This window comes from Spirosoma litoris, from assembly GCF_054776755.1.
Genome location: NZ_BAAHBI010000007.1, coordinates 101,943 through 127,689, shown reverse-complemented (window position 1 = coordinate 127,689; position 25,747 = coordinate 101,943). Strand labels below are relative to the sequence as shown.

The following is a 25,747-nucleotide window of genomic DNA, read 5'->3' as shown; positions in this document are numbered from 1 at the left end:
GTAATGGCTAGCGGTGTTCATTGCCTGAACTGACAGAAGAAGCGCTGGAAGCCAGAGGAACATAGTGTGCACGCAACGTTCGGTTTGGCCGATGCTTTACCAGAATCTCAGATGTATTTACCCCTCCCAATCACATAAACACTCACTCAGTAAGTATGGAAACCCCTCCCAAGAACCGTACCCAAACAATTCAACGAATTGTAATTGCTTTGGAAGATGAAATTAATGACTTTGGCTGGCAAGGCGTAGTCCTGAATCGAATTGCTCAACGAGCTGGTGTTAGTAAAACACTCATTTACCGTTATTTTGGCAGCGTAGAAGGCCTTATAGTGCATTATCTGAAAACGGATCAATTCTTTCCGACATTTACGCCCCAGGTTCTTGACCATATTCGTCCGCGTCAAAAATCAGAACTAGCCCGGATTTGGTATCGACAGGTCATTCAAACTTATCGCTCTTTACGGGCCTCTGGACCAGCGCGGGAGTTACTCAAAGCTACGCTTTCAGACTCTAACCCAACGGCTGATGTCATTAGCCAAACGGTGGATGAAGAACTCACGCGATTAGTGGACCAACTTTCTTTTGTGCAGGGAGCCGATAGTCAGGCTATATCAGCAGTCATGCTCGCTGGCATGTCTTATTTAACCATCATGGCTCAAAATAATAGCTCAGTAATTGGCCTTGATCTACGAAATGAACAGGATTGGAATCGAATCGAAGAGGCTGTTAAGCTGCTTTATACCGCGATTAACAAGTTATCGATGGATTCGGATAAAATAACGCTTGATAGCAAGATGCTGAATGCCGTTGAAGATCAGTGGGCCTAAGGTTTATCAAGAGATAATTTCCGATTTTTACCGCAATTGGTATATGACAACAAGGGCGCTAACTTTAGATAAGTTAGCGCCCTTGTTGTCAGTCGAGTTGAGCCGCCTGAGGCCAATTTAAGAATGGATGAAGCATTAAAAGCCTACCGTCCATCTTTATCATCGTTACTGATTTTCTTGCCTTTCTTGCCGCCATTCGCACTCATCTGCCCAAATCGCCATTCGAAGGTGAGCCGCACCGAACGGCGAATCATGTAAAAATTAGATTCCGATTCAAAGGTTGGCGCTGATTGTCGGCTGGTTTGACTTATGCCCCGAATGAAGGGATTATTGAGGCCTAATGTCAGACTAGCCTGCTTGTTCATAAATTCCCGTTTGGCAGATATACTGTGCCAGTAAAAACCAGTATTGGTGCCCTGTAAGCTAATCCAGCCTGAGCTATAATTGCCATTTGCCTGTAGGGTGTAACTTTGACCGAGCTTGTAACTAGTATTCATATTGATACTCCAGACCACACCATTGTTGCCCTGATTTAAGGCTGGACTAAACAGATCCACGTAGCGAATATCGCCACCACCATTCAGGTTCCAGTTTTTAACTGGCTGACTGCTTAGATTGACATTTAGCCCCATGGCTTTACGTTGGGCAATGTTTTGCGGTTTACTGGTCGAAATTCCGGCGGCATCTACCGTTGAAATATAATCGATCGCGTTGTTGGTTTGCCGCCAGTACAGCGCCGAATTCAGGGAAAGCCCCTGCTTGGTACTAACATTGTACGACAGTTCGGTGGCGTGACTTAGTTCGGGATTAAGGTAGGGGTTACCTGTCTGGATATTTTTAGGATCACTTTGATTGAGCCAGGGATTCAAATACCAGACCATCGGCCGCTGTATCCGTTGGGTATAACTGATCTTCAAGGTGTGCGTCTTGATGCTTTTGGATAACGTAATGCTCGGAATCAGGTTTGTGTATTGACTGGCCAGTTTGGTTTGAGTCGTTAGAAAATCACCCTTGATATCCGTGTGTTCAAAACGGGCTCCGGCATTCAGATTCCACTTCCGCTTGGTATCGATCCGTAAGGCAGTATAGCCTGAATAGATCCGTTGCGTATAATTAAAATCGTTCGATTGGGTGGAATCGACAACTAACGGGCTTATCCCATCCATCGACTGTGTAAGCCGATATTCACTGCTAATGTCGCGCAGGATGCTCTTAGCCCCGATTTCAAGCTTGATAGAGGTGGTATCCTTTCGCCCATTTAGCGTAAACGGATGGGTATAATCAGTTTGGAACGTGTATTCTTTGTTGTGACTATAATTGCTGCTATGCTGGCGATAAATCAGCGACTCCGAAGTTGAATACCGATCGGTGTCGTAAAAATAGTTGTCGGGCATCAGGCTGAATTGGGTAAGCAGCGAAAACTCCTGTCCCGGTTTTTTAAACGATTTGGTATAGCCCAGGTCAAGCTGACCATTGCCATAGGGATTCACAAATTTGATGTCGTTCCGAAACGCTTGCAGTTCAACCCCCGTCGGGCTCGTGAGCCGATTCTGTACGCTACTGTTATTCGGATAACGGCCTCCCCATACATTGGCGGCAAAGTTGATGTGATTAGTGGAGTCTGGGTCGTAATCAACGCTCATTTCGCCGTAACCACCTGTTCCTGTATTGTCGGCTGTACTGTTTTGGGTGAGGATACTCAGCGGTTGGCTTGGTCCGTCGCTACTGGGCATTAACGTTGTTCGGACAGATTGGCTTTCGCGTTGATTGCGAAATTGATAGCCATTGGCCGAGAGCGTCAGCCCGAATTTCTTTTTCCTCAAATTTAGATTGGTCCCCACGCCCCGGTTTAAATTACCAGCCGTTACCGATGCCGATCCATTGAAGCCCTGAAGCGCTTTCTTCGTAATAATGTTGATCACACCAGCCGAACCTTCGGCATCATATTTAGCGCCTGGGCTGGTAATCACTTCAATGGATTTAATGACATTCGCAGGCATCTGGCGTAGTGCGTCGGCCAGATTTCTCGCCATCATTGCTGATGGTTTTCCGTTAATAAGCACCTTAATATTGCCATTGCCGCGCATCTGAACATTCCCGTCTAAATCAACGCTCAGGGTTGGCACTTTTCGGAGAACATCGGCGGCTGTGCCTCCTGCATTCGAAATGTCTTTTTCGGCATTGTAAACCAATCGGTCACCTTTGTCTTCAACAATAGCTTTTTGACCCGCTACAGTGACTTCGCCCAATGTTTTTCCCTCGGCAGCGATCAGGATAGAACCCAGTTGTACAGATGGGTTCTCCGTCGTGAGTGAAATCGGAAGGCTTTTGGTTCGGTACCCTACAAACGATACAACAACCCGGTAACTGCCCAAGGGTAAATTAGATAATAGGAAAGTTCCTGCACCATCGGAGGTAGTACCTGTAATCAGTTTAGTGCCATCCATAAGGGCCACTGTGGCGAAAGGAACGGCTTTTGTTGTTGTTGAATCGGTTAATGAGCCAGTGAGCTTTCCGGAATTAAGCGCTTGAGCAAGGGCACTAGTCATCCCAACGCCAAGCAGAAGCAGCGTGAAAATATGTTTCATTGAAAAGTAAAGTCAGTAGGAGGAACGTGTTAGAATTGAGCAGCTATAGAAGCAGAGGTTAAATTGGGGTAAGTAACGGAGAGCGTAATCCGGTTTTGCGCCGTCCCGTTAATTTTGAATTAAAGATGGAAGTTCGCCTACGTATGTTGCATCCTTCGTTAAAATAAGTTGCCAACCTCTCTATTTTTTGTTGAGACGATGGCTCGATCGTAACGACTAGCATGCTCCCTAAGTGTACTTCTATGACAAAGACGACTGAACTCGCCCGGCGTTACAGAATTCTTGTAAATTTTATTCAGGACTGTTGAACAGGTCGTTCCGTATCCTAATTCCGATTTATTCTCAACTTAAACTGACAAGCATAAACGAGTGAGACGAAGACCTTTACAGGCGAAATAACCCCCTTTTTTATGTCTCAATTTGATCCCCGTATTCTATTAGTGACGACCTATGCCGCTTTTAATGCGCGCGCTATTGATGAAGTTCTGGCCAATATGCATCCCGATGTAGATTGGCCAAATGGCTGGGAGGGAGGCCGCGTAATTGGCCACGAGGCTGTGCGCGATTACTGGACCCGTCAATGGGCAGAAATAAACCCGCGGGTCGAACCGGTTCACTGCGAAACCAATTCAACAGGGCAGGTTGTCGTTGATGTCCATCAGGTTATTAAAGATTTATCGGGAACGCTTTTGGGCGATGAAATGATACAACACATCTACCAATTTGACGATGGGTTGATCCGCCGGATGGATATTCGGAAGGTCTGAAAATGAGATTGTACACCGAAGTATCACTTCGGTGAGCCGTCAGGCTAAGTTATCTACGGTGTATACAGATTTTGACATGGTCTAACCAGCCCTGTAAGGGCGTCCTGTCAATAGTTAATATTGCTTATTGGGAACCCTTAGCGCCGTAGGTGCGACCGATATACCAAGAATTAGGTCGCACCTACGGCGCTTCAGCTATGCCCAATCCTGTGTTTTCTATTAACAGGTCACTCCTAACGGAGTTTCAAATAGGCTCAAAAAATAGGTCTATACTGTATGCTAAGTTATGGAACCACTCGTTTGCTGCTATGGCGACCATACCGAGCCTACTATTGCCTTTCGTTTAGTTTTGAATGACTGGAAATTGAGCGATTCGGAGGGTTGTGCAACCGTAGGGTACTAAAATAATCTCCTCTTGCGGTTCGGTTTTCAGGGTATAAATAGGACTAAAGGGAATTGGGCCGGTCATCTCGCTGTAAAGCTGCCAGAATGGGATACGCTTGGCTGTCAGCCGAATTTCAGAGGGGGCATTGTCAAGATTCCAGGGATAACTCGCTACGGATTCCTTCTTAGTCACCTTCGCCGTTTGGGGCAGTTTCGTATCCGATACATCGATCAACCCATAGTTCCAGGGCGTAGTCGGGCGCACCTCGGTATACTGATTTCCATAGGCAATTGGGTCTTTATCGTTCTGTACCGTTTTCCATTCCTCGCCCATTTTTAGCGCGTAGGTCAACGGGCCACGCTCCACCGAAATCGAATTCTCGTGCCACTGATTTTTGAAAACGTGCATGGGTAAACGTAATTCAACCACGTCACCTGACTTCCAGGTACGATTGATAACCACAATCTGATTTCCAGCTGATGTTTTAAACAGTTGGCCGTTCACCGAAATGGTTGCCTGTTTGCACCAGGCCGGAATTCGCAAGTGGAAAGGAAATTTGATCGGATTTACGGCCTTTCCTGTCGTGAGTATAAACCGAATGCGTTCATCGAAAGGGTAGGTTGTTTCTTCGGTGAACGTCACTTCGTTACCTCCCGCAACATAGGCTTTCACCTGGCTGGGCGAATAAACCAAAGCCGCTAGACCCTGGTCGGCGGTAGCGTACCAAAGGCTCTGCGTAAACTTTGGCCAGCCCTGATGCATGTTGGACGTGCAGCAGGGATAACCCGTCAGCAAACCGATACAGGCATCGGTGCCGCCGTGATTCTGATCGAAATTGCGGGTATGCCGGGTAAGCATCACCTGATTCGCCTGCTGGAAATACTGACGCCCCATGAAATCGTCGCTAACCTGAGCCGGTAACGCATTGAAGGCAATTTTCTCTAACTGATCGGCAAACGAAACATTACCCGTAATGCCTATCATGCTTTCCAGACTAAACATCATTTCCACCGCCGTACACAACTCCGATCCTTGTGTGGGGTTATTGCCATGAAGTGCTTCGTCTCCTCCGTACAAGCCATGCGCCATGCCGTTGTAATGACGGATGTCGGCTAGCCCTTTCGTAACGGCCTCTACATATTTAGGCTCGGTATGTTGCTGGTAATAAATCAAAGGTTCCTTAATCCCCTGAGCCAGATTGACACAGTGAATGCTTCCGGGCTGCGAGAGCATGTCGGTGTGCAGAAACCCATTCGTATAATCGAAGGTTTGTTTGTGAAGCAGATCCGCCAGTTTGAGCAGGAACGCATCGCCAGTTTGGTTGTAGAGCCAGTAAACAACCATCAGGTTGTCGCCAGCCCGGTAACGTGCCCAAAACGTCCAGTGATCGAGTGGGAACTTGGGTAGTTGCTCTAACTGATACTTGAAGTAGTTGGTCATCAGTTTTATAACTCGAGGATCGCCGGTAGCTGAGTGGTACTGCTTCAGAATTTTGAGCATTACCATTTTGGGCCACCAGTCCTGGCAATTATCGCGTTGTAAACCGGCTTCGTGCGGGTAATCTTTTAACGGACCGAAGTAGCCATTGGGCTGCTGGCTATTGATGGCCCACTCTACCCAGGGTTTCGTCTTGGCAATCAACGCTTTGTCGTCCAGCAGATAGGCCAGAGGCAACAGGCCGTCAATCCAATAGGGTCCGCGCTCCCATTGGTCGCCATCGCCACCGAGCCAGCCATTACGCTTACCCATAACCGACGGATACAGCTCATCGAGACGACCCGAAGCACCCTCTTTTTGCCGAAGAAGCATTTCGTGCAGCCAGCCCTGCGCTTTAATGGTCCCTAGGGGTAGTTCAATATATGGGTTCGGGCGAAGCGGATTTCGGTTGTTAAGATACGTTCGAGAAGGAGTTACCTTACTGACCTGCTGAGCTTGAGTACTCACGTGGGTGACAATCATCAGGCCAGTCAGACACATTAGAGATAGGCGCATAAGCGGGTAAAACCAGAGTTAATTGTTTCTACTAAGAGGTATACCAAGAATCAGTAAAGCGATATAAGCAGACGATACTACTGAATGAACCCGAAAATTGGGCATGCCTAATGGGACGAGCACTCGTAATCCATGATCGTTTTAATAACCGTTCACAAGAAAAATAATTGAATAAGTTGACTGATTTTTCAATTTGCTTATTTAAAGATGATCAGTGTTTGTGATTTTGTTTTTATGTAAATAAGTTATAGGTATGAGGGGGATCAGGATACTCGTTTGCGTAATAAGTGTTTTAGTTGTTCATGCAGGATGGGCGCAAGCGCCGGTTAATGGTACCGGTAGTCTTACTTCAGGTGGTAGAACCCGAACCTTTTCGTTCCACTTACCAACCAATATTCCTAAAGACAACCTCGCCCTCGTGATTGGGTATCATGGCGATGGCGGAACAGGCGCTGGTTTTCAGGCCTATGCAGGGCTGGATGCCGTGGCCAATACCCAGAATTTTATTGTTGTCTACCCCGACGCCGTAACCGTAGGTGGCAGTATTCAATTCAATAAATATGCCGATACCGCTCCCGGATTTGGGAAAGCGGGCGATCCAAACGGCCCCAACCCACCTGACCCCACTGCGCCCGACGATGTGCTGTTTACCTCCGACCTGATCGACTATTTCGCGCAAAAGTATCGCATCAACCGGAATCGGGTGTATGTGACCGGGCATTCAGGGGGCGGCTATATGTGCTACTTTTTGAGTATGACATTGCCTACCAAAATCGCGGCCTTTGCGCCTGTTGCTGCTAGTTTGTGGGGAAATGATGCCTATTTGAACACGTATTTTTCGGCGAATACCTATACACCTGTTCCCATTCTGCATATCCACAGCAAAGGTGACCCTACGGTCGAGCCGCCGATTGTTCCCTATCCGAAGACACCCGCCTATGTCTGGCCGCTGTCGAACTATTCGGGTCTGAATTGTAACAACTGGAGTTCGTATACAACGGCAGCCTTTAACCCTAATGTCGATTCGCTGACTTTTTGTGGGTCGGGAAAGAAGGTTGTTTTGCTCATGACGAAAGATGCTACGCATGGCTGGAGTTCACTGTTCAATGTGGCCCAAACGATCTGGAATTTCGTAAAGGGATACCAATTAACCAGCTATCCTGAGTTTGATAATCACCTGAAAGTCGATCAGTTCGGCTATTTGCCTCTTGCTAAGAAAGTTGCCGTTATCAGTGGCCCTCAAACGGGGTACAATGCATCTGAAACCTTTACTCCATCGAGCTATTATCAAATCCGAAAATCAAGTACGAATGCGGTTGTTTTACGGGGAGCGCCAACGGCCTGGGGTGGGGGAGCAACCCACACACAATCGGGCGACAAAGCATGGTGGTTCGATTTCTCGGCGGTTCAGGAGGCAGGTCAGTATTACGTGTACGATTCGCTTCAGCGTAAGCGCTCCTACGATTTTGAGATTAGTAACACGGTCTATCAGCCTATATTGAAACAGGCAACCCGTGTATTTTTTTATCAACGGAGTGGTTTCGCGAAGCAAACACCTTATGCGCAGGCTCCCTGGACGGATGGCGCTGCTTTTCTGGGGCCTCAACAGGATACGGATTGTCGGCTGGTGACCAACACCGCTGCATCTACCTCGCTGGATTTACAGGGCGGCTGGTTTGATGCGGGTGATTACAACAAATATGTGCCCTTTACCTACGGCCCGCTGGTCGATATGTTGCTAGCTTATCAGGAAAATCCTGTTGCCTGGACGGATGATTTTAATATACCCGAATCGGGGAACGGAATTCCTGATTTGTTAGACGAAGTGAAATGGGAGTTAGACTGGCTGCGCCGTATGCAACAACCGAATGGTTCGTTGCTGCATAAAGTCTCGGTAACGAACTTCAATGCAACGTCACCGCCTAGTGCCGATACGAACGTTCGACGGTATGGAGCGGCCAGTACCGATGCCACGGCTACCGGGGCCGCTGTATTTGCACTGGCGGCCATTCAGTTTAAGTCGCTTAGCAGCCCACAGATGCAAACGTATGGTAGTACCCTACAAACGGCAGCGATCAATGCGTTCAACTGGGCGAACAGTAACCCGGCTGTTCTCTTTAACAATACAGGTTTTGAAAGTGTAGCAGCTACCTATACCGATGATGACCGTCTGGCACGACGAGTAGCGGCAGCCGCTTTCCTGTACGTACTCACCAGCGATAATGCGTACAAGACCTTTTTCGATGCGAACTACAACCAGGTTCACTTAATACAGTGGGGGTTTGCGTATCCATTCGAAGCTACCTATCAGGATGCGTTGCTGTATTACGCTCGTGCGCCGGAAGCCACTACTAGTGTCAAAAACGCGATTTTGTCGGCTTACACAGCTAGTTTGAAAACCAATAACAGTGATAACTTGCCCAGTTATCTGAATCAATCCGATGCGTATAGGGCGTTTCTGAAAAATGATAATTACACCTGGGGGAGTAATGAAACAAAAGCGCATCAGGGCAATATGTTTTTCTCGATGAATACCTACAATCAGGATGCCGTCAACAAAACTAATTACCGGGACGCAGGTATGGGTTTTATTCATTACCTGCATGGTGTGAATCCAACAGCCTATTGTTACCTTACTAATATGAGCGCCTACGGAGGTGAATTTTCGGCACCAACAATGTATCATTCCTGGTTTGGTGATGGAACCGTATTTGATTTTAACCCGCCACCTGCCTACCTGATGGGGGGCGCCAATCCGACCTACGCGCCCGATGCCGCTTATACTGGAGGAGTCATCAGCCCCCCACAAAATCAGCCGGTTCAGAAATCGTACAAAGCCTGGAATACCAGTTATCCTGAAAATTCCTGGCAACTGAATGAACCAGCCATCTACTCACAGGGCGCCTATTTGCGACTACTTGCACAAACAATGTGCTATACCGATATGGTCACCAGTGTTAAATCCGGCAACTGGAATGATCCCTTTACTTGGACCTGCGGGAGAATTCCGTCGAGTACAGATCGTGTGGTTATTCAACAAAATCACACCGTTACGATCAATGCGACCGTAAACGCCAAAATGCTGGATTTAAAGGGGCAGCTTACCTACATAAATGGAGGCAAACTCAATTTCGGCAACTGACAAACACAGCTGAATTAACGGACAGGCAGCAGATGGCGATTAGCCGTGCGTAGCCGTGAGGGCAGGCGTATCGGCAACTTTGTCGACAAGATCAATTTTCGAAATGGACACAACGAGCGTTGCCAGTGCATTTTTCGACCGTTCGTCAACCATCATCACCCAGTCCATTTTATCGACCCGGTGTGTTTTATGGCCAATTGGATTATGGACCGTCGTGTTGCTGGCTTCCCGTCGGGCCAAGGTCATGTTGATTGTATCGCCTTCTTTAAACGTAGGAACAAAGCTGAAATAGCCATCGGCTACCACCTTACCCGGTTTACTTTCAGATGCGGATTCAAAAAAGATAATCTTCAGATTTTCGGATTGATTGGCCATGTGTATGCAGTGAGATCAAGGGAGCTAACGTGTACCTAACCGTCAAAATAGAGTAAATGTTATTGGCCTGTAATCACACTCTTGTGGCAGAAATCGGGGTATATGACAAACATTGATGTACTGTTTTTTGCAAAACAGTCGTAATCGGCGTAGTTTTGCGGCTTCAAAGACGGTCCCGTAGCTCAGCTGGATAGAGCATCTTCCTTCTAAGAAGGCGGTCATTGGTTCGAATCCAATCGGGATCACGCTAAAAATCAGCTAGTCAGCAATAAAGCTAACTAGCTGATTTTGTTTTAGGGACAACAAATTTTAGATGCTCATATTACTACGCCTGGTGTAAAGAAATTAACCAGATTCCCATCAGGGTCCCGGAAGAGGAGTGAACGGTTTCCCCAGGGCATAGTTGTTGGTGGCTGAACTATGCTGTCACCAATAAATGTAGCTAGACGGTCATATTCGGCGTCAACGTCATCAACGCGGAACTCAATAATAATGGAATGATTTTGGGCAGCTTTGGCAATGTTGTCACCCCCAAAAAGGGCTAATGTATTTGTACTTCCAATGGCCAAAGTTACCGAATCTGTACGCAACTCGGCGAAATCAGCTGTGTATTGGGTTAGGGATTTACCCGTAATTTGTTGGTAAAAATCAATCAGACGCTTGATATCGGCGGTAATAATCCGGATCGAAGAAAAATTCATGTTGTAGGAGCGTGTTTATTTATCGTCGCAAAACAAATACGCTCCACTGACAGCCTTATGTCAGTAGTCATTTGATGAACACAAAAAAGCCCGATTCAGCATTGATCGGGCACTTTTCGCAGTTGATTCTTAGCTTATTTGAACAGATTAGGGTAATCTGAAATGATACCATCAACACCTAGTTGTTGAAGACTTTCTATCTCACCTTTAGTGTTGACCGTCCAGGGGATTATTAGCATGCCTTGCTGGTGGCAGGTTTTCACCATATCGGGCGTTACTGTTTTGTAGTAGGGACTGTACGTGTGCGGTTTAAAACCAAGAGCAGCTAAGTTTTCGTCCAGTGTTTTGGCGTTGGCTGTCAGATAGGAAAGGGCGATGTTCGGAAATTGCTGATGAATCAATTGCAACGGTCTAACGTCAAACGACTGGATAGTCAGACGCTTACCTAACTGCTTCTGTTGGCATACCGCTACTACCAGATCGACAAATTCTTTTGGTTCGGGATGAGAAATTCCGTCCCCATTTGGTGCTGATTTGATCTCAATATTATATATCGGCAGAGGCAACCCCTTCGCTTTTGCATAGGTTTCCACCGAGTCGATCAGTTCGGAAAGGAGTGGTTTGTACGCCTTGAATTTCTGCTGCTGAGCAAATTGAGGATGTGGTTTGCTGCCTACATCAAACTTCTTTGTCCAATTGCCCCTCCAATTGAAGAATCACTTTCTCATACGATTTAATGACTTACTTTAGTCTTTTCTGAATCTTCTTCAGAACCTGTTGTTCCGAAAGTTGACTTGGTTTCATATGTGGATTGTTCCTGGCTTAGAGGTCCATATTACTTCTTCGCCTGTTTACGGGCTTTGAATTCCTGAAAACGATTCTGGTACTCGTTTAGCTGTTCTGGCGTGTATTTCTTCTGATAATCCACAGGCAACTCCAGTTTTTCGATTGATAAGACAGGTGCCTGATCGTTCAACGTGTTCTGGCCGTTACTGGCTTTGAGCAGTTCAAATGAATCGTATTTCTCCCCCGTTACCGTATAGGATTGATAAGTCAACTTGTCGCCATCAATGGTTACAGTTTGGTAGAGTTGCGTGTTTGAGGCTGCCCGATCCATCCAATCCTGTAAGCCAATGTCGTACATTTTCGGTCCACTGACTGATACGACATAACCACCCTGCTAAAAAAAGATTTACCCAAATTAACTTAAGTGAATTTTTAGTAGGGTATTCCTTCAGAAGTTTGCAAAAAACAAAAACTATGGGACTCTCTAATTTAGGCATTTTTCATACAGCCATTGGTGTTATTGCCATCGTAGCTGCACTTGTATCATTTGTGCGATATGGCAAAATTAAGTTGACACAGTTAAGCGGTAAATTATATTTTTACGGCACAGTCATTACTTCATTAACGGCATTAGGAATTTCTAAGAATGGTGGTTTTAATCCTGGGCATATTTTCTCCCTATTTATTTTGATTTTAGTCGGAGTGGCTTATTTTCTTTCTATTAGACTTAGAGAAAACAACAGAGCTCGTTATGCTGAAACCTTCTTGTTGTCGTTTAGTTTTTTTCTGTCGCTAATCCCTACTGTCAATGAAACATTTACTCGTATTCCGGTTGGGCATCCGTGGGCTAAGAGCATAGCCGATCCAGTGATCGGTAAAACATTGCTTGTACTTTTACTACTTTTTGTTAGCGGTTCGATTTATCAATTTAGACAGCAGCGAAAAGTCAATAAACTAACTCTGTAGGTGCGTTTGAAGCATATGCAGTCAATAGAAGCGAATTAAAACAGGCCAATACTGGCTATTGGGATGAATACAGATACAACAGATTTTTTAAAATCTATATTAATTCCTTTTGCAGGGCTAACGGAAGAAGATGTTTCCGTTAGTCTTCCTTTTTGGCGAAAGCGGCAAATCCGAAAAGGTGGTTTTTATAACATGCAGAATATTGTTTGTCAGGATTTAGGGATTGTTGTAAAGGGAATTTTTAGAGTGTACTACTGTGATCCAATTACGAATGAAGAGAAAAATATGTTCTTTTTTTCGGAAGATCAGTTCATTGTTTCTTTTCGAAGCTTCCTTTACCAATGCCCCTGTGTGTATTACATTGAGGCTCTGGAAGATGCCGAAGTTTTGTATGTATCCTACCCAGATCTACAGAATTTATACCTGAACCATAAATCCTGGGAGCGTTTTGGACGAATGTTGGCCGAACACTTTTTTCATCAATCACAAGGACGGACTGAGTATCTATTATTATTCAACAACGAAAAACGCTATCTACATTTAGTAAAAGAACACCCGAGGATTGTTGAACGAATAGCCGCTTTTCATATCGCGTCCTATTTAGGGATAAAAAATCAATCGCTAAGCAGGATCAAGAAGCGAGTACAGGGTAATCATTATACAGCAGAGGGTAGCCTGCATAGCGGTTGATCTCTGCTATTTTTCTAGGCCTTCTGCCTACTGAAATAAGGCTTTGCAAAAGCACAGAGGCCATTACAAACAGCAAACCAAGGTAAAACGAACTATTCACCGTTTTACTTACTCCAAAGAACAGGAAAGCCATAATGAGCGCATAGATGGAAGGGGGAGGCAACTCTACGGTTCATAAATAATAGGTTATACTTTTCACAAAGGTGGGCAGACCATTCATAGGCCGTAGTGGGATCGTGACTATGCGTGTCTTTCTGAAAGTAACTTATGCCTATAAATTCCTTTTTGAAAGGAATCTAATGCCAACTTGGGTCAGCTAAAGGCTACCAGAAATCCTTACCCTGCCTATTTAAACCCTACTTATGCATAGGAACACGATCCTTCGGTCCATTTTTATACTCATATCTGTATTGACGGCTTTTACCGGCAACGCGCAACCTAACAAGGCTGCGCAGGCTCCTGAGCCCAAAATAGTGAACATTGTTAATTTCATCCGTTTGCTTGAACCGCGCGATGCTAAAATAACCCAGGATGTGCTGTACCAAACTGTTGTCCAGCAGGTCAAACTCATGAACCAATACAAGCTTGGTGGTACTTTCTTATTACAATATGATGCGCTGATGGACAGTCGCTATCAGCAATTGTTAAAAAAACTACCTAAAGGCAGCTTTGAAATTGGAGGCTGGTGGGAAATTCCGCAACCATTGGTCGAAAAAGCGGGCCTGAAGTGGCAGGGCCGCTATCCGTGGGACTGGCATGCCGATGTAGGTTTCTCGACCGGCTATACACCGGCTGAGCGCGAAAAGCTGATCGATGTTTACATGGCCGATTTTAAAGCCATATTTGGCTATTATCCGCGTACTATTGCTTCCTGGTTTATCGATGCCCATTCGCTGAACTACATGTACGATAAGTATAAGATCGTGGCATCAGCCAATTGTAAGGATCAGTATGGTACAGATGGCTATACCTTATGGGGCGGTTACTGGAACCAGGCTTATTATCCAAGCCGCATCAACTCGTACATGCCAGCTCAACATGCAGAAAAGCAGTTGCCCGTACCCGTATTCAGGCTACTGGGCAGTGATCCTATTCGGCAATACGATACTGGTGTTAGTTCGGCAAGGCAGGGGGTTATCACCCTCGAGCCCGTCTATCCTAAAGCGGGTGGTAGCGAAGAATGGATTAAATGGTTCTTTACGACGTTCACCAATGATCCGGCCTTAAACTTTAACTACACCCAGGCAGGGCAGGAGAACTCCTTTACCTGGCCAGCCATGCAGAAAGGGCTCGAATTACAAATGCCGTTGATGGCTCAGTTAAAGAAAGCAGGAAAAATCCGGGTGGAGACCATGGAACAGTCGGCCTTGTGGTTCAAGAAAAACTACGCCGTAACGCCAGCCACCTCCTTCGCGGTAACCAAAGATATAGCCGGTAGCGATCAAAAAACGATTTGGTACAACAGCCGATTCTATCGCCTAAATCTACTTTGGGAGGACAACACGTTACGCATCAGGGATATTCATCTGTTTAATGAGAAGATCGCTGATAAGTACACAACGGAAGTGGCCCAATCAAACGAGTGTTCGTTCTTTACCCTGCCCGTGGTTGATGGCTACCTTTGGAGCAAACGGGGTAAACTGGCTGGCTTGCGCCTGATGACCCTTGTAAATGGTAAAGAAACGCCGGTAAAAGGGGGTGATCCTACGTTTACCAATGTCGACAAGAGTACGGTTCATATTTCATGGCCAGCGGGTGAAGGTAGTTTTGAACTGGACATTAACGAACGCTCGCTGACAGTACTCCGCAAAGGCAAGCCCGATTCGAACTGGTATCTTGATCTGACTGTAGCCGACGGTATTACAACACCAGTAACCTCCATAGAGGCTAACCGGGTTAACTATACGTTTGAGAATCATCCTTTTCATCTGACGGCTACAAAAGGTAGTTTTGATAAACCCGCAAACGGCGCCATTTTTCGGTTGAAACCCCAGGGCAATAGTCTTGCGTTAAGCTTAGTCGATCAATAACCCGCCAATATCGTGACTATTCGGAGTCATGATAGCCAGAGAGGTTGCTTCAACCTTGTGCAACAAGCCCTCTGGCTATCATGCCGTCTATTTACGCATCCACAGATAATACGTCAGAAAGCCAAGCGACAGACAGACGGCTTCGATGCCATAAGGTAAAGGCGAGTCATGAGCCTCGTAGGGGATAAACTCCAGAATTACTAAACCTAAACCGCCAAAGAGTAATAACAAACCCCATTTTAGAGACTCTGTGGTCGAGCCAATTGGTTTTAAGAGTACTTCAAGCGCTTCTTTATCGATCTGCCCTGAATCGATAATGCGTTTCCTGAGCAGGTATGAAAACAGGCTATTTATGATAAAGCCAATCACTAGAAACAGAATGACGCCAACAATATGAGGACCGCCCATAGTAAGATACGTTTATGTGAGTTTGTGCCAGTAGACGGGGCCTGGCCAGGAAAGGTTGCAACCTTTCTAAACTTTGCTGCAACTTTCGCTCCTTAACGCTCGTCTACTGGGCATGTTCAACGAAAGGGAGATTCTGCAACAAATAAAACAGGGTAATCATAACGCGTTTTCGATATTGGTAAAGCAATACGAGAGGCTTGTGTTCCATGTTGTGCAACGAATTGTCCCAAGTCCTGAAGATGTTGAAGACATTAGCCAGGAGGTATTTATCAAAGTTTATAAACGGCTGGATACGTTCTGTTTTGAATCCAAATTAGCCACCTGGATCGCTCGTATTGCCTATCTGACGGCCATCGATTATTTGAGAAAGTTTCAACCGAAGATTACCCAATCTGAGCAGGCCGTTGATCAGGTTTACTTTACGAACGAAACGCCCGAACAGGTTCTCATTCAAACAGATGTTACGCTCTATATCCAGAAGCTGATTGACAGCTTACCCGAGTCGTATCGGATCGTGTTAACTTTGTATCATCTGGACGAGTTTTCCTATAGTGAGATTGAACACATTACCGGAATGCCTGCCGGCACCGTGAAAAACTATCTATTCCGTGCCCGGAAATTATTGAAAGACAAACTTGCCAATTCCTTAAATGATGATTTGCGATGAGCCAACTTACTGATGAACAGATCCAACAGTTGTTGGAAGCGGGAAAATCTCTGCCAGATAGGAGTTCAGCCAAACAGTTTACGGAGGCCAGACTCTATCAACAACTGTTTGCGGAGCTAAAAAAAGAGTTGCCTGTCCAGCCCGATACTGACTTTTCGGTTCGGGTTATGAATCGAATTGAGGGGTTACAGCTTGCACCAACTAAATCGGTATCCTATGGCTGGTTGTGGGTTGGATTATCGATTTGTCTGTTGATTGCCGCTTTAGTACTGGCACCTATGGATGGGGTCATGACTGATCTGATGGGTGTGTTGGTTATGTTAAATCCTATAAAATGGGCCTTAGTATTTGGCTTGCTTAGCCTACTAGTCGTTCAACTGCTCGATTTTAAATTGATTCGTGGACCGTCTTTACCTAAGTTGATCTGATTGATAAGTAAGGAATAAGTATCTGATAGTAAAGTGTTTGTTTGCAAAAGTATGCAGCTGCTGACATGAGTTTCAACGAATTGATACCCAGTGTCGATTGGCGTCAACACATCGCGGCCTATTGGGTACGAAGAACGGAGCCGGGTACTGGGCCTTCCGGTAGGCGGGTCTATGCCGATGGGTGTGCCGACCTGATTTGCAATGCGGGTGAAACTACAGCTTATTTTTATCCGATGGCGCACGGGCAACCAGGTATCCCTTTATATCCAGGGCGACTATATCTGGGCGGGACGATGACCGCTTATGGGGTGCTTAGGAGCGATCCGGGCTGTTTGTTGACAGGCATCCGTTTCTGGCCCGGAGGATTTTACGCCCTTTTCTCGCAAACCATGCAACCGGCAGTCGATTCGCTCATTGAGTTCCCCCTGCAAGAATTGTGCACGCTGATGCAACCGGCAGAAAAACTGGATACAAGATTGGATAGCTGGCTGAAGGATTGGACAACACGTAGTGCCTTGTCCGACATGGGTAGCTATGATTTTACAATTCTTCGAAAACGAATGTATGATTCTAGCGGCCAGATTTCGGTAGAAGCCCTGGCTGAGCAAATGCATGTGAGCATCCGGACTCTGGAACGCATCTTCAAAAAAAACGTCGGTATTCCCCCTAAAGAATTCTTGCGGATCATCCGTTTCCAGGAAGTGTTAAGGCGTTTGCGGAATATGACAGGTAAAAATGAAGTATCGACGACAGTAAAAGAAAGCCTTTTACACATCGCCTACGACCTCGGCTATTTTGACCACGCTCATTTGACCAATGAGTTTAAAAAATATGCGGGGATTCTTCCGTCTGAATTGTCGCATTTTTACAAAGCAGGCCTATCCGGCGGTCAGTACTTTTGACCTAAAAAAGATATGCTTGTTCTTATCACAGGGCTGATTGCTGGCAGCCTGGATTTTGGTGCAGCTGTGCTGCTGTTTGTTTCCCAAAGTAAGCAAAACCCTTCGCTATTATTAAAAGCAATTAGCAGTGCGGCTTTGGGGCCGAAGGCATTCCGTGGGGGTAACGAAATGGTGTTTTTGGGACTTTGTTTCCATTATCTGATCGCCTTTTCCTGGACTGCGTTGTACTTTTTTGTTTTTCCACGGGTGTTTCCGTGTGGTACGATCCTTGCCAATGCGGTTGTATATGGTCTATTTGTATGGGTGATCATGAACCTGATAGTTCTACCACTGTCGAAGGCCGAGCCAAGGCCGTTCTCCCCCTTGATGGCCCTGGTCAACATTGCTATCCTAATCATGGCAATCGGGCTGCCGTGTGCTTATGGCGCTAAGCATTATCCATTGGTTGGGTTTGGCTTGTAAGCAATCACGCAGAATTAAATGAAACTCGGTAATCCACTGCCCTGGGCGGTGGTGATGCTCTAGTTGGCTATGCCTTTCTATGTTGATTTTGGGAGAGTCACGGTAGTCACTTAGTGCCCAAAATTCCGCAGCAGCCACTAAAAACGGCTTTTACAGTTCGTGAACATTCTTTTACTAGCCATTAACTATAACCCGATAAAAATACTTGTAGGTTCGTTGACATTCTTTGGCGTAAAAAAGAAAAATGATGGGAAAACGTTTGCCAGTTTTTCGAAATAGCCAAAATAGGAAGCCGATTGACTAGTACTCGTCCAATTTAGTTTCTATAGATTCTTTGGGTCCTATCGTCTTTGATTATCAGCACAATAGGGCCTAAAGAATCTATAGAATCACCTAGAATCTATTTTGCCAAAGCACCAGATACTTTCTTTACCTAACTTTTCGATGCAGTACGCTTTCGTGCTCTGTCTGAGTAGATATTGCCATAAAAATGCCTGATTCTGACCAAGCAATAATTGACTATTCAAGTAATAATGACATAAATTTTGGCTGTAATGTTTTGATAGTGAGTGTATTATAGAATTTTCTGTAAGTAAAACAGAACTGTCCTGATAAATAGCTAGTTAACTTTTTTGTTGACTAGCTATTGTATTTTACGCCACTGAAGAATTCTAATTCCCATTGTTTTAGCTGTATTAAGTTTTAGCCGGAACCTGTCAATTCATGAATTGACTGAATAAACAAGTTGATTAAATGTAAATTTACCAGGCGATTCCTACTCTTCCATGACCGATACAAACACGCCTGATAGTCAGGAAAACGACCATACGTCTAGTCATAATTACCCTTTTCTGAATGGCGGGGGCGAAATGGGAGCCTTAATCAGAGCTCTTGATTGGTCGGAAACAGCTCTGGGTACGCCCGATACCTGGCCTCAAAGTCTGCGCACCACACTGAGCATTATTCTAAATTCAAAATTCCCCATGTTTCTGTTTTGGGGAGAACAGCACCTGTGTTTTTATAATGATGCTTACCGGCCAAGTTTAGGTAAGGAAGGGAAGCACCCAAAAGCTCTGGGCAAACCTGGTTCTGAAGTATGGCCAGAAATCTGGAACTTTATTAAGCCTCTGATTGAGCAGGTGCTTTCGGGCCAGGGAGCCACCTGGAATGAAGACCAATTGCTCCCCATTTATCGCAATGGTCAGATGGAGGATGTATACTGGACCTTTAGCTACAGCCCTGTGAGCGATGAATCAGGGAAGCCTGCTGGCGTGTTTGTCACCTGTTTTGAGACTACGGAGAAAGTAACAAACCTCAAACAACTTCAGGAAAGTAAGGATCAATTAACATTTGCCATCGACGCTGCCGAGCTAGGTACCTGGGACTTAAATCCGGTTACGAATAAGTTTACGGCTAATGCTCGCTTAAAAGAGTGGTTTGGGTTACTACCGGATGATGAAGTTGAGTTGCCGTTGGCTATCAATGTTATTGCCGAACAAGATCGCCAACGGGTGAGCGAGGCCATTCAGCAGGCACTGATATACGATTCGGGAGGCTATTATGAGGTGGAGTATAGCATTGTTCATCCGCTAACTCAACAGGAAACGATCGTTAGGGCTAAAGGACGAGTTTCGTTTACGGATGAACAGGTTGCTTATCGCTTCAATGGCACGTTACAGGATATTACAAAAGAGAAAAAAGCGCAGCAGTTAGCCGATCTGGCCATAAAAAGCTCAGGGGCGGGCCTGTTTCGAGTGGATCTGTTCACTGAACAAATTGACTATACACCTGCTTATGCGGCTATCATTAGCGGAGACCCAGCTAAGAAAGCGCGAACCCGTTATGAGTTTTTAAACTATGTTCATCCCGATGACCGACAGACACGGGAAAAAGCTACGAAAACTGGCCTTAAAACGGGTAAACTTGACTACACAGCACGGTTTATTTGGGACGATGGTTCGATCCATTTCGTAAATGTGACGGGCGGCTTTGTCTATGATGAAACGGGCCAGCCCATCACGTTTTCAGGAACTGTCAAAGACGTTACCGAATCAGAAAATCAGCGCCAGGCTTTGCGGAAAGTCGAAGAACAATTAGACCAGATTCAGCGCCAAAGTGAGAATTTATTCCGTAATGTAACCAACAGTTCACCGACTGGTTTATGGCTGTCGGACGAGACCGGTGGGTTAACGTATCTTAATAAAACCTTGGTTGAGTGGACAGGAATGGCTTATGAAGACCTGTTAGGGGTAGGCTGGGTCAGTGCCATCATGGAGGCCGATCGACAGCGGAGTCTAGCCGATTTTTTAGACGCCATTGCTACCCGTTCGCATTATGATGTTCAGTTCAGGCTACAAAAAGGCGATGGGGCCATCGTTTGGTGTCGCGCGGCTGGTGATCCGTATTACGAAGCAGATGGTCGTTTTGCAGGATACGCTGGATACTGTATTGATATTGAGGAAATTGTATCGGGTCGAGAGGCACTCCTTCAGAGCGAATCCCGTTTTCGCTCGCTAATTAAGCAGGCGCCGGTAGCTACTGGTCTGCTTATGGGCCGGGAGCTTATTATTGAGTTGGCGAACGAACCCATGCTTGGTTTCTGGGGAAAAGGCGATACCGTGTTTGGTAAGCCTTTTGCCCATGTATTGCCCGAACTGGAAGATCAGCCGTTCATTAAGATACTGGATGAAGTATATACGACGGGGAAAGCGTATCGGGCAACCGCAGACCGTTGCGATTTAGTGATTCACGGGCAGCTGCGTACGTTTTACTTCAATTTCACCTATCAGCCGGTTTTCAATGAACGAGGAGAAGTTTATGCCATTTTAAATATGGCTGTTGATGTTACCGAACAGGTGCTGGCTCGCCAGGCAATCGAGGAAAGTGAGCGTTTTGCCCGAACGGTATTTTACAATTCACCCGTTGCTAAATTGGTCTTTATTGGGCCGGATATGATTCTGCGGGAAGCCAATGAAAAGATGCTTGATATCTTTGGGCGTGATGCGTCAATCATTGGAAAGCCTGTGATGGAAACCGTTCCCGAATTGAAACGAACTGAGTTTCTGGATAAATACCGGGAAGTATTAGCTACGGCAGAAACCTTTATAGCCTGGGCAGAACACATAGAGTTAGTCAGAAATGGCGAATCGTATTGGGGATTTTATGACTATACCTTCAAGCCTTTGCTCGATATAGATGGACATGTTAACGGGGTTATTTGCACGGTTATCGAGGTAACTTCACAAGTTATTGCCCACCAGAAACTAGAAGAAGCAGAAGCCAGTCTTAGAGGGGCAATCGAATTGGCGGAATTGGGTACCTGGAGTATCGATGTAGCCACCGATCAGCTGACTTTTTCTGAGCGCATGATTGAGTGGTTTGGGTATGATCCGCAGCAACAATCGTATAACGACGTTATTCCAATTCTTGAGATCGAGGATCAGGAACGGATTACGCTGGCAATAAATCGGGCCTTAAATCCTGAATCAAACGGGATGTACGATGAAATCTTTACCGTCACCCATCCCAAAACCAGAACGAAACGAATCCTGCATGCTCAGGGAAAGACCATCGTTAATGCCAATGGAATAGCCATTCGGCTGAATGGCACCGCTCAGGATATTACCATTCAGCAGGAACTCAAACTAGCACTCGAAAACGAAGTACAGCTACGGACCGAAGAATTAGAGGCCGCCAATGAAGAATATGCCGCCATTAACGAGGAACTGGAGTCCAGCAATGAAGAATATGCCGCCATCAACGAGGAACTGGAAGAAGCCAATCTACTCCTCAATCGCTCGAATGATAACCTGCAAAAGTTTGCCTACGTAGCTTCGCATGATTTGCAGGAGCCCTTGCGTAAAATTCAGCAATTCGGCGACTTGTTGTTGATTCGTCAAAAGTCATTGTCGGGCGAAGAGTTAATGTACATCGAGCGGATGCAGTCAGCCGCCAGTCGAATGGCTACCCTAATTCGGGACTTGCTCGACTTTTCGCGGATATCTACCCAGCTTGAACTCAGCACGCCGGTATCGCTCCATGCCATACTGGATCGGGTAATGACCACACTAGAGCTGAGTATTGCCGAAACAAACGCAACGATTCAGGTTAGCTCTTTGCCTACCATTGTGGGGGATGCTTCACAACTGGACCAGCTTTTTCAGAATTTGCTATCCAATGCGATCAAGTTTCGCCAACCAACGCTAGTTCCGGTTATTCAGATTAATTGTCAGGCAGTGTTAGCAACGGAACTGCCTTATTCAATTAAACCCACTAAAGCAGTTAGGGCCTATTATCGAATCGATGTTGCGGATAACGGAGTAGGGTTTGATGAGAAATATCTGGATCGGATTTTTCAGGTTTTCCAGCGGCTTCATAGCAAAAACGCGTTTGCCGGAACGGGTATCGGTTTGGCAATTTGCGAACGAGTAGCGGCCAATCATGGGGGTGCCATCACCGCCAGCAGTCAGCCAGGTAAAGGATCGACGTTTAGTGTTTACCTGCCCGTATAATTCATATTAATTTTAGTAGAGATTTAATTGCTATATGGCTGTAAATCAGTATCTTGTTTTCTTAAGGGAGCTGTATGTAAAATAACTACTATATTTTTTGTGACTATTAGACCATTCCGTTATCTAAGAAATAGTACCCACCGTAATTCATAAGCGTTATAGCCAACCTAACAGATAAAGCCCCACCCGAAAGGAAGGGCTTTGTCTGTTAGGTTGGCTATTTTGTTTTGATACTTACTTAACTGAAGTTACGCCAAACCCGAAGGGTTGACAGCATTACAGCAACTGGTAAGAAGTCATTGCCTAAACCCCGAAGGGATGGCACCCTTTCAGGGTTTTATCACGGATATTATTCCATTTTCTACAATAGTAGCATCCCTTTGGGATGGAAGGAACTTGGTGTAAAACAAGTACCTGAACTCGCTCTCTAATTAATCAAGGCTGACCTGTTCAGTTGATGCCATAGGAAGATGAATATTAGTTTTTCCACGATATAACGGGAATGAAGTATCCACGTAGCCCCATTTATGTGGAAAAACTGACCCATTTTCCACACTTGTTGTAGCGTAATAAAATTAACAATTAATTTTAAGTGTCTGATTTTTAGCGTATTATGCTTTGGTAAATAGTTTGGCATAATTTAGGCATATCAATAATCAACAAAGCGTATTAGCTGGCTGCAGGCAACAAAAAGCAGCATATTTATAGATTACATACTCAACTCAACGTTAAGAAAACTGAAAGAAAGAAGCCTGGTCATGACCAGGCTTCTTTTGCTTTTGCACGTATAAAAATCTGGTTGTGGTTTCTACGCAGAAGGCTTTTTAATCCAATACCACTCTTGCCAAGGCGAATTTGTTGTTGAATAGTAGGTAATTATTGGATAAGGAAGGAGTTATAGCCTGGGCTGTAAAAAGACAACGCCTTGATCAGATACGATCAAGGCGTTGAAAAATAAGTAACCTGACATAAGTCAAGGCACTGTGCCAGTCAGGATTATCCTCGTACGGTAGCAACAGCATCTTCAGCCAGCGCTACTGTTTTGTCCCACTGTTTGCTTAAGCCCTTGGTTAATTCATTAGTTTTCTTGTCCAGAGCCTTAGCCATCTTTTTACGGTTTTTCTTACCTGAATCAGGTGCTGTTAGGTAACCAACAGCTAATCCTACAACAATGCCAGATAATATACCTTTCAAATAGTTTTTCATAACTGATTAACTTTTAGTGGTGAATGTATTACCAAGTTACAGGCTGTAAAATCATGCCAGTCTTCGGAAAATTAGTTAAAAACCCTGTTTACAGCCTAAAAAAGCATTATTATTAAATAGTAGGCCAGAAATCATAGCCGTCAAATTGGGGTATTTGTTGCCCAGAAGTGGGGATATTTTCAGGAAATATAGAAATCAGTGCAATAATGATGGTAACTTCCAGAAAAAGAAAGCCCCAACCAGATCGGAAGGGGCTTTTTCGTAAGTGACTCTTTACTAGTTAGCAAAGTCAAAAGATTAGTCATAAAAATACGCAATGTTAATCAGCCGTTATCTGCTAGGTATCGGCTGTTTTGTTTATCAGTATATGCGCTGTATGGATGGTCAGCGATGATGAGGACAATCGCTTACTATTACAATGTGCCTTTGCCGAAGATGGGCTTGCTTTGGTAGAGTCTTTAGCCAAAATTGCTTAATGGCCTTGTTTAATTATTCTGGATTTGAATATGCTTCGGCTAAACGGTACGCCATTCGTCGTTGTATGCCCAGACTTCTGTTGTCATTCTAACAATCTACAGCGATGCCAGCGATCGGGCTCATGCCTATGAGCTGGGAGCTAATGAGTTTTTGGCCAAACCACTTAGTCTGGAATTGTTCGGATAAATCGTCTACCATCTTCGAAAAGCATGACATCTGTACCTGTGTGTGTTAGGACGCTACTTAATGAGGCCGAAGTTGGAGAGTTGGGCAGGGTATTGGCCAACAAAAAACGCTAACCCTAGCTGAATTAGCGTTTTTTCTATACATCTACAAAGCTTGCGCATATGTCCCGCATAGTGCAATCGAAAGGATATCGGTCAAGTTTCGTGCCAGATGCTTACTGGTTTGGGTGCATTATGTCTATTTGAGTCATAAATCAAGTTATTCATAGGTGAAAACTCCATGTTTGTGATGATTGGCATATGATTTGCCAATGCTGAAATTTCGTTAAAACAGAAGTGGAGACGCGTATTAACGTTAATAGCTACTTACCTTTTACCTAGGCCTGTGGGTTCTCCAATAGTAACTTTTTACTAACAATACACGAGTGCTGATACTACCGTTAGCTGGTTTCAGGGAATAAAAATGCGTGAACAGCTCGCTCAAATTGCCGAAACGATTGTTTATACTTTTTTTTGTTAGCTAATGTATAGAAATTGAGTAGCAACAAATCTCAACTGACATGAAATCAATAAGTTATACTGCCCTTGCGTTGATGCTGATTGTAGGAAGCCACCTTCCCTCGCTAGGTCAGCGTAAATTCTCCCTTTCGGTCAGCATGGCTCCGATTTATGGCCATTCAGATGCTAAATTAGTCGTGCCTATTGCCGACCCAGCTACACAGTTACCGTCAACAGAAGTAGTGACTAACGCGCATAGTGTTGGCTATTCCTTTGGTCTGATGGGCCGATACGATTTTTCGGGAAAATGGTCTGTCTCAACGGGATTATGGGCTACCAACTCGTTGACATCAACCATTGATGCCAGCGAGAATGGTTCACCATCGACGCTTACCTATACCAATCGTCACCCGTTTACATTTGCGTATAAAATACCGTTGCTGATTAACTATCGACCATTAACCACGCGACTTTCGCCCTATTTATCAGCAGGGGCCTCAGGCGATATCAGAAGTAAATCGTATGTGATACTGGGAAACGGTGAGGAAATTCCCGTAAGTTTTGGCAAAGCTATGGTCGTTACTCCGTTGTTAGGCTTAGGCGGTAGTTATCGATTTAACGATCGTCTCTCGCTGATTGTACAGCCCACCATTCAGTACGATGTACAATCTCGCCCTTCTTATGAATACTTCCATATCTATCAGTTAAGCCTCCAAACACAGTTGATGTATCATTTCTGATGTTGTCTGATCGG

Annotated in this window: 20 protein-coding genes and 1 tRNA gene; 13 read left to right on the top strand and 8 right to left on the bottom strand. The window is 45.2% G+C overall.

From position 1 onward, the window contains the following. The first annotated feature begins 155 nt into the window (after positions 1-155). On the top strand, positions 156-827 hold the full coding sequence (locus ACYVGR_RS04365) for a TetR/AcrR family transcriptional regulator (protein WP_460954059.1): 672 nt from the start codon (positions 156-158) through the stop codon (positions 825-827). A 143-nt stretch (positions 828-970) separates the two neighbouring features. On the opposite strand, the gene ACYVGR_RS04360 is transcribed toward ACYVGR_RS04365, so the two are convergent. After that, positions 971-3,415: a TonB-dependent receptor gene (locus tag ACYVGR_RS04360; protein ID WP_460954058.1), complete on the bottom strand. Its 2,445-nt coding sequence runs from the start codon at positions 3,413-3,415 to the stop codon at positions 971-973. Between the two features lie 410 nt (positions 3,416-3,825). Here ACYVGR_RS04360 and ACYVGR_RS04355 point away from each other — a divergent pair, with 410 nt between their 5' ends. Then, entirely contained in the window at positions 3,826-4,182 is a 357-nt protein-coding gene (locus tag ACYVGR_RS04355) for a nuclear transport factor 2 family protein (RefSeq protein WP_460954057.1), read from the top strand. Between the two features lie 343 nt (positions 4,183-4,525). Here the strand turns inward: ACYVGR_RS04355 and ACYVGR_RS04350 are convergent, their stop codons facing one another. Next, complete coding sequence (locus tag ACYVGR_RS04350; RefSeq protein ID WP_460954056.1) at positions 4,526-6,559, bottom strand: beta-L-arabinofuranosidase domain-containing protein; 2,034 nt, start codon at positions 6,557-6,559, stop codon at positions 4,526-4,528. 253 nt (positions 6,560-6,812) lie between these two features. Between ACYVGR_RS04350 and ACYVGR_RS04345 the strand changes: the two genes are divergently transcribed. Next, positions 6,813-9,701, top strand: coding sequence for a glycoside hydrolase family 9 protein (locus ACYVGR_RS04345; protein ID WP_460954055.1), 2,889 nt, complete (start codon positions 6,813-6,815; stop codon positions 9,699-9,701). Positions 9,702-9,740: 39 nt separating this feature from the next. Here ACYVGR_RS04345 and ACYVGR_RS04340 read toward each other — a convergent pair whose 3' ends face one another. Then, a complete protein-coding gene (locus tag ACYVGR_RS04340) occupies positions 9,741-10,076 on the bottom strand; it encodes a hypothetical protein (protein ID WP_460954054.1) in 336 nt (111 codons plus the stop codon). 171 nt (positions 10,077-10,247) lie between these two features. On the opposite strand from ACYVGR_RS04340, the gene ACYVGR_RS04335 reads away from it, so the two are divergent. Further along, positions 10,248-10,321: transfer RNA gene (locus ACYVGR_RS04335), tRNA-Arg, on the top strand. A 72-nt stretch (positions 10,322-10,393) separates the two neighbouring features. Here ACYVGR_RS04335 and ACYVGR_RS04330 read toward each other — a convergent pair. The 3 genes from ACYVGR_RS04330 to ACYVGR_RS04320 all read right to left on the bottom strand — a co-directional run bounded on the left by ACYVGR_RS04330 (position 10,394) and on the right by ACYVGR_RS04320 (position 11,921). Further along, entirely contained in the window at positions 10,394-10,777 is a 384-nt protein-coding gene (locus ACYVGR_RS04330) for a VOC family protein (protein WP_460954053.1), read from the bottom strand. Positions 10,778-10,911: 134 nt separating this feature from the next. Then, complete coding sequence (locus tag ACYVGR_RS04325) at positions 10,912-11,370, bottom strand: glycerophosphodiester phosphodiesterase family protein (protein WP_460954052.1); 459 nt, start codon at positions 11,368-11,370, stop codon at positions 10,912-10,914. Between the two features lie 242 nt (positions 11,371-11,612). Next, positions 11,613-11,921 (bottom strand): hypothetical protein, encoded by a 309-nt coding sequence (locus tag ACYVGR_RS04320; RefSeq protein WP_460954051.1) that lies wholly within the window; start codon positions 11,919-11,921, stop codon positions 11,613-11,615. Between the two features lie 116 nt (positions 11,922-12,037). Between ACYVGR_RS04320 and ACYVGR_RS04315 the strand changes: the two genes are divergently transcribed. From ACYVGR_RS04315 to ACYVGR_RS04305, 3 genes are all read left to right on the top strand, one after another. After that, the gene (locus ACYVGR_RS04315; protein WP_460954050.1) at positions 12,038-12,529 is read left to right on the top strand and encodes a hypothetical protein; all 492 of its coding nucleotides are present in this window, start codon (positions 12,038-12,040) and stop codon (positions 12,527-12,529) included. Between the two features lie 63 nt (positions 12,530-12,592). Continuing rightward, on the top strand, positions 12,593-13,219 hold the full coding sequence (locus ACYVGR_RS04310; RefSeq protein ID WP_460954049.1) for a Crp/Fnr family transcriptional regulator: 627 nt from the start codon (positions 12,593-12,595) through the stop codon (positions 13,217-13,219). Positions 13,220-13,581: 362 nt separating this feature from the next. Next, entirely contained in the window at positions 13,582-15,249 is a 1,668-nt protein-coding gene (locus ACYVGR_RS04305; protein ID WP_460954048.1) for a hypothetical protein, read from the top strand. Between the two features lie 87 nt (positions 15,250-15,336). On the opposite strand, the gene ACYVGR_RS04300 is transcribed toward ACYVGR_RS04305, so the two are convergent. Next, positions 15,337-15,657, bottom strand: a complete 321-nt coding sequence (locus ACYVGR_RS04300) for a hypothetical protein (protein WP_460954047.1) — start codon at positions 15,655-15,657, stop codon at positions 15,337-15,339. A gap of 73 nt (positions 15,658-15,730) precedes the next feature. Here ACYVGR_RS04300 and ACYVGR_RS04295 point away from each other — a divergent pair, with 73 nt between their 5' ends. The 5 genes from ACYVGR_RS04295 to ACYVGR_RS04275 all read left to right on the top strand — a co-directional run bounded on the left by ACYVGR_RS04295 (position 15,731) and on the right by ACYVGR_RS04275 (position 22,627). After that, positions 15,731-16,324: an RNA polymerase sigma factor gene (locus ACYVGR_RS04295; protein ID WP_460954046.1), complete on the top strand. Its 594-nt coding sequence runs from the start codon at positions 15,731-15,733 to the stop codon at positions 16,322-16,324. Further along, complete coding sequence (locus ACYVGR_RS04290) at positions 16,321-16,752, top strand: hypothetical protein (RefSeq protein WP_460954045.1); 432 nt, start codon at positions 16,321-16,323, stop codon at positions 16,750-16,752. The genes ACYVGR_RS04295 and ACYVGR_RS04290 overlap by 4 nt, the downstream gene beginning before the upstream one ends. A gap of 65 nt (positions 16,753-16,817) precedes the next feature. Then, positions 16,818-17,654 (top strand): helix-turn-helix domain-containing protein, encoded by an 837-nt coding sequence (locus ACYVGR_RS04285; RefSeq protein WP_460954044.1) that lies wholly within the window; start codon positions 16,818-16,820, stop codon positions 17,652-17,654. A 12-nt stretch (positions 17,655-17,666) separates the two neighbouring features. Continuing rightward, positions 17,667-18,116: a DUF1440 domain-containing protein gene (locus ACYVGR_RS04280; protein WP_460954043.1), complete on the top strand. Its 450-nt coding sequence runs from the start codon at positions 17,667-17,669 to the stop codon at positions 18,114-18,116. Positions 18,117-18,901: 785 nt separating this feature from the next. Then, a complete protein-coding gene (locus tag ACYVGR_RS04275; RefSeq protein WP_460954042.1) occupies positions 18,902-22,627 on the top strand; it encodes a PAS domain S-box protein in 3,726 nt (1,241 codons plus the stop codon). 996 nt (positions 22,628-23,623) lie between these two features. On the opposite strand, the gene ACYVGR_RS04270 is transcribed toward ACYVGR_RS04275, so the two are convergent. After that, positions 23,624-23,833, bottom strand: coding sequence for a YtxH domain-containing protein (locus ACYVGR_RS04270; protein WP_182461857.1), 210 nt, complete (start codon positions 23,831-23,833; stop codon positions 23,624-23,626). 1,222 nt (positions 23,834-25,055) lie between these two features. Between ACYVGR_RS04270 and ACYVGR_RS04265 the strand changes: the two genes are divergently transcribed. Continuing rightward, a complete protein-coding gene (locus ACYVGR_RS04265; RefSeq protein WP_460954041.1) occupies positions 25,056-25,733 on the top strand; it encodes a porin family protein in 678 nt (225 codons plus the stop codon). Positions 25,734-25,747: the final 14 nt, after the last annotated feature.

Bases quoted from the DNA above. Each gene is read 5' to 3' on its own strand.
- ACYVGR_RS04320 (WP_460954051.1), bottom strand. From the start codon at position 11,921: ATGTACGACATTGGCTTACAGGATTGGATGGATCGGGCAGCCTCAAAC.
- ACYVGR_RS04265 (WP_460954041.1), top strand. From the start codon at position 25,056: ATGAAATCAATAAGTTATACTGCCCTTGCGTTGATGCTGATTGTAGGA.
- ACYVGR_RS04330 (WP_460954053.1), bottom strand. From the start codon at position 10,777: ATGAATTTTTCTTCGATCCGGATTATTACCGCCGATATCAAGCGTCTG.
- ACYVGR_RS04290 (WP_460954045.1), top strand. From the start codon at position 16,321: ATGAGCCAACTTACTGATGAACAGATCCAACAGTTGTTGGAAGCGGGA.
- ACYVGR_RS04270 (WP_182461857.1), bottom strand. From the start codon at position 23,833: ATGAAAAACTATTTGAAAGGTATATTATCTGGCATTGTTGTAGGATTA.
- ACYVGR_RS04315 (WP_460954050.1), top strand. From the start codon at position 12,038: ATGGGACTCTCTAATTTAGGCATTTTTCATACAGCCATTGGTGTTATT.
- ACYVGR_RS04345 (WP_460954055.1), top strand. From the start codon at position 6,813: ATGAGGGGGATCAGGATACTCGTTTGCGTAATAAGTGTTTTAGTTGTT.
- ACYVGR_RS04355 (WP_460954057.1), top strand. From the start codon at position 3,826: ATGTCTCAATTTGATCCCCGTATTCTATTAGTGACGACCTATGCCGCT.
- ACYVGR_RS04280 (WP_460954043.1), top strand. From the start codon at position 17,667: ATGCTTGTTCTTATCACAGGGCTGATTGCTGGCAGCCTGGATTTTGGT.
- ACYVGR_RS04305 (WP_460954048.1), top strand. From the start codon at position 13,582: ATGCATAGGAACACGATCCTTCGGTCCATTTTTATACTCATATCTGTA.
- ACYVGR_RS04340 (WP_460954054.1), bottom strand. From the start codon at position 10,076: ATGGCCAATCAATCCGAAAATCTGAAGATTATCTTTTTTGAATCCGCA.
- ACYVGR_RS04360 (WP_460954058.1), bottom strand. From the start codon at position 3,415: ATGAAACATATTTTCACGCTGCTTCTGCTTGGCGTTGGGATGACTAGT.
- ACYVGR_RS04300 (WP_460954047.1), bottom strand. From the start codon at position 15,657: ATGGGCGGTCCTCATATTGTTGGCGTCATTCTGTTTCTAGTGATTGGC.
- ACYVGR_RS04310 (WP_460954049.1), top strand. From the start codon at position 12,593: ATGAATACAGATACAACAGATTTTTTAAAATCTATATTAATTCCTTTT.
- ACYVGR_RS04365 (WP_460954059.1), top strand. From the start codon at position 156: ATGGAAACCCCTCCCAAGAACCGTACCCAAACAATTCAACGAATTGTA.
- ACYVGR_RS04285 (WP_460954044.1), top strand. From the start codon at position 16,818: ATGAGTTTCAACGAATTGATACCCAGTGTCGATTGGCGTCAACACATC.
- ACYVGR_RS04275 (WP_460954042.1), top strand. From the start codon at position 18,902: ATGACCGATACAAACACGCCTGATAGTCAGGAAAACGACCATACGTCT.
- ACYVGR_RS04350 (WP_460954056.1), bottom strand. From the start codon at position 6,559: ATGCGCCTATCTCTAATGTGTCTGACTGGCCTGATGATTGTCACCCAC.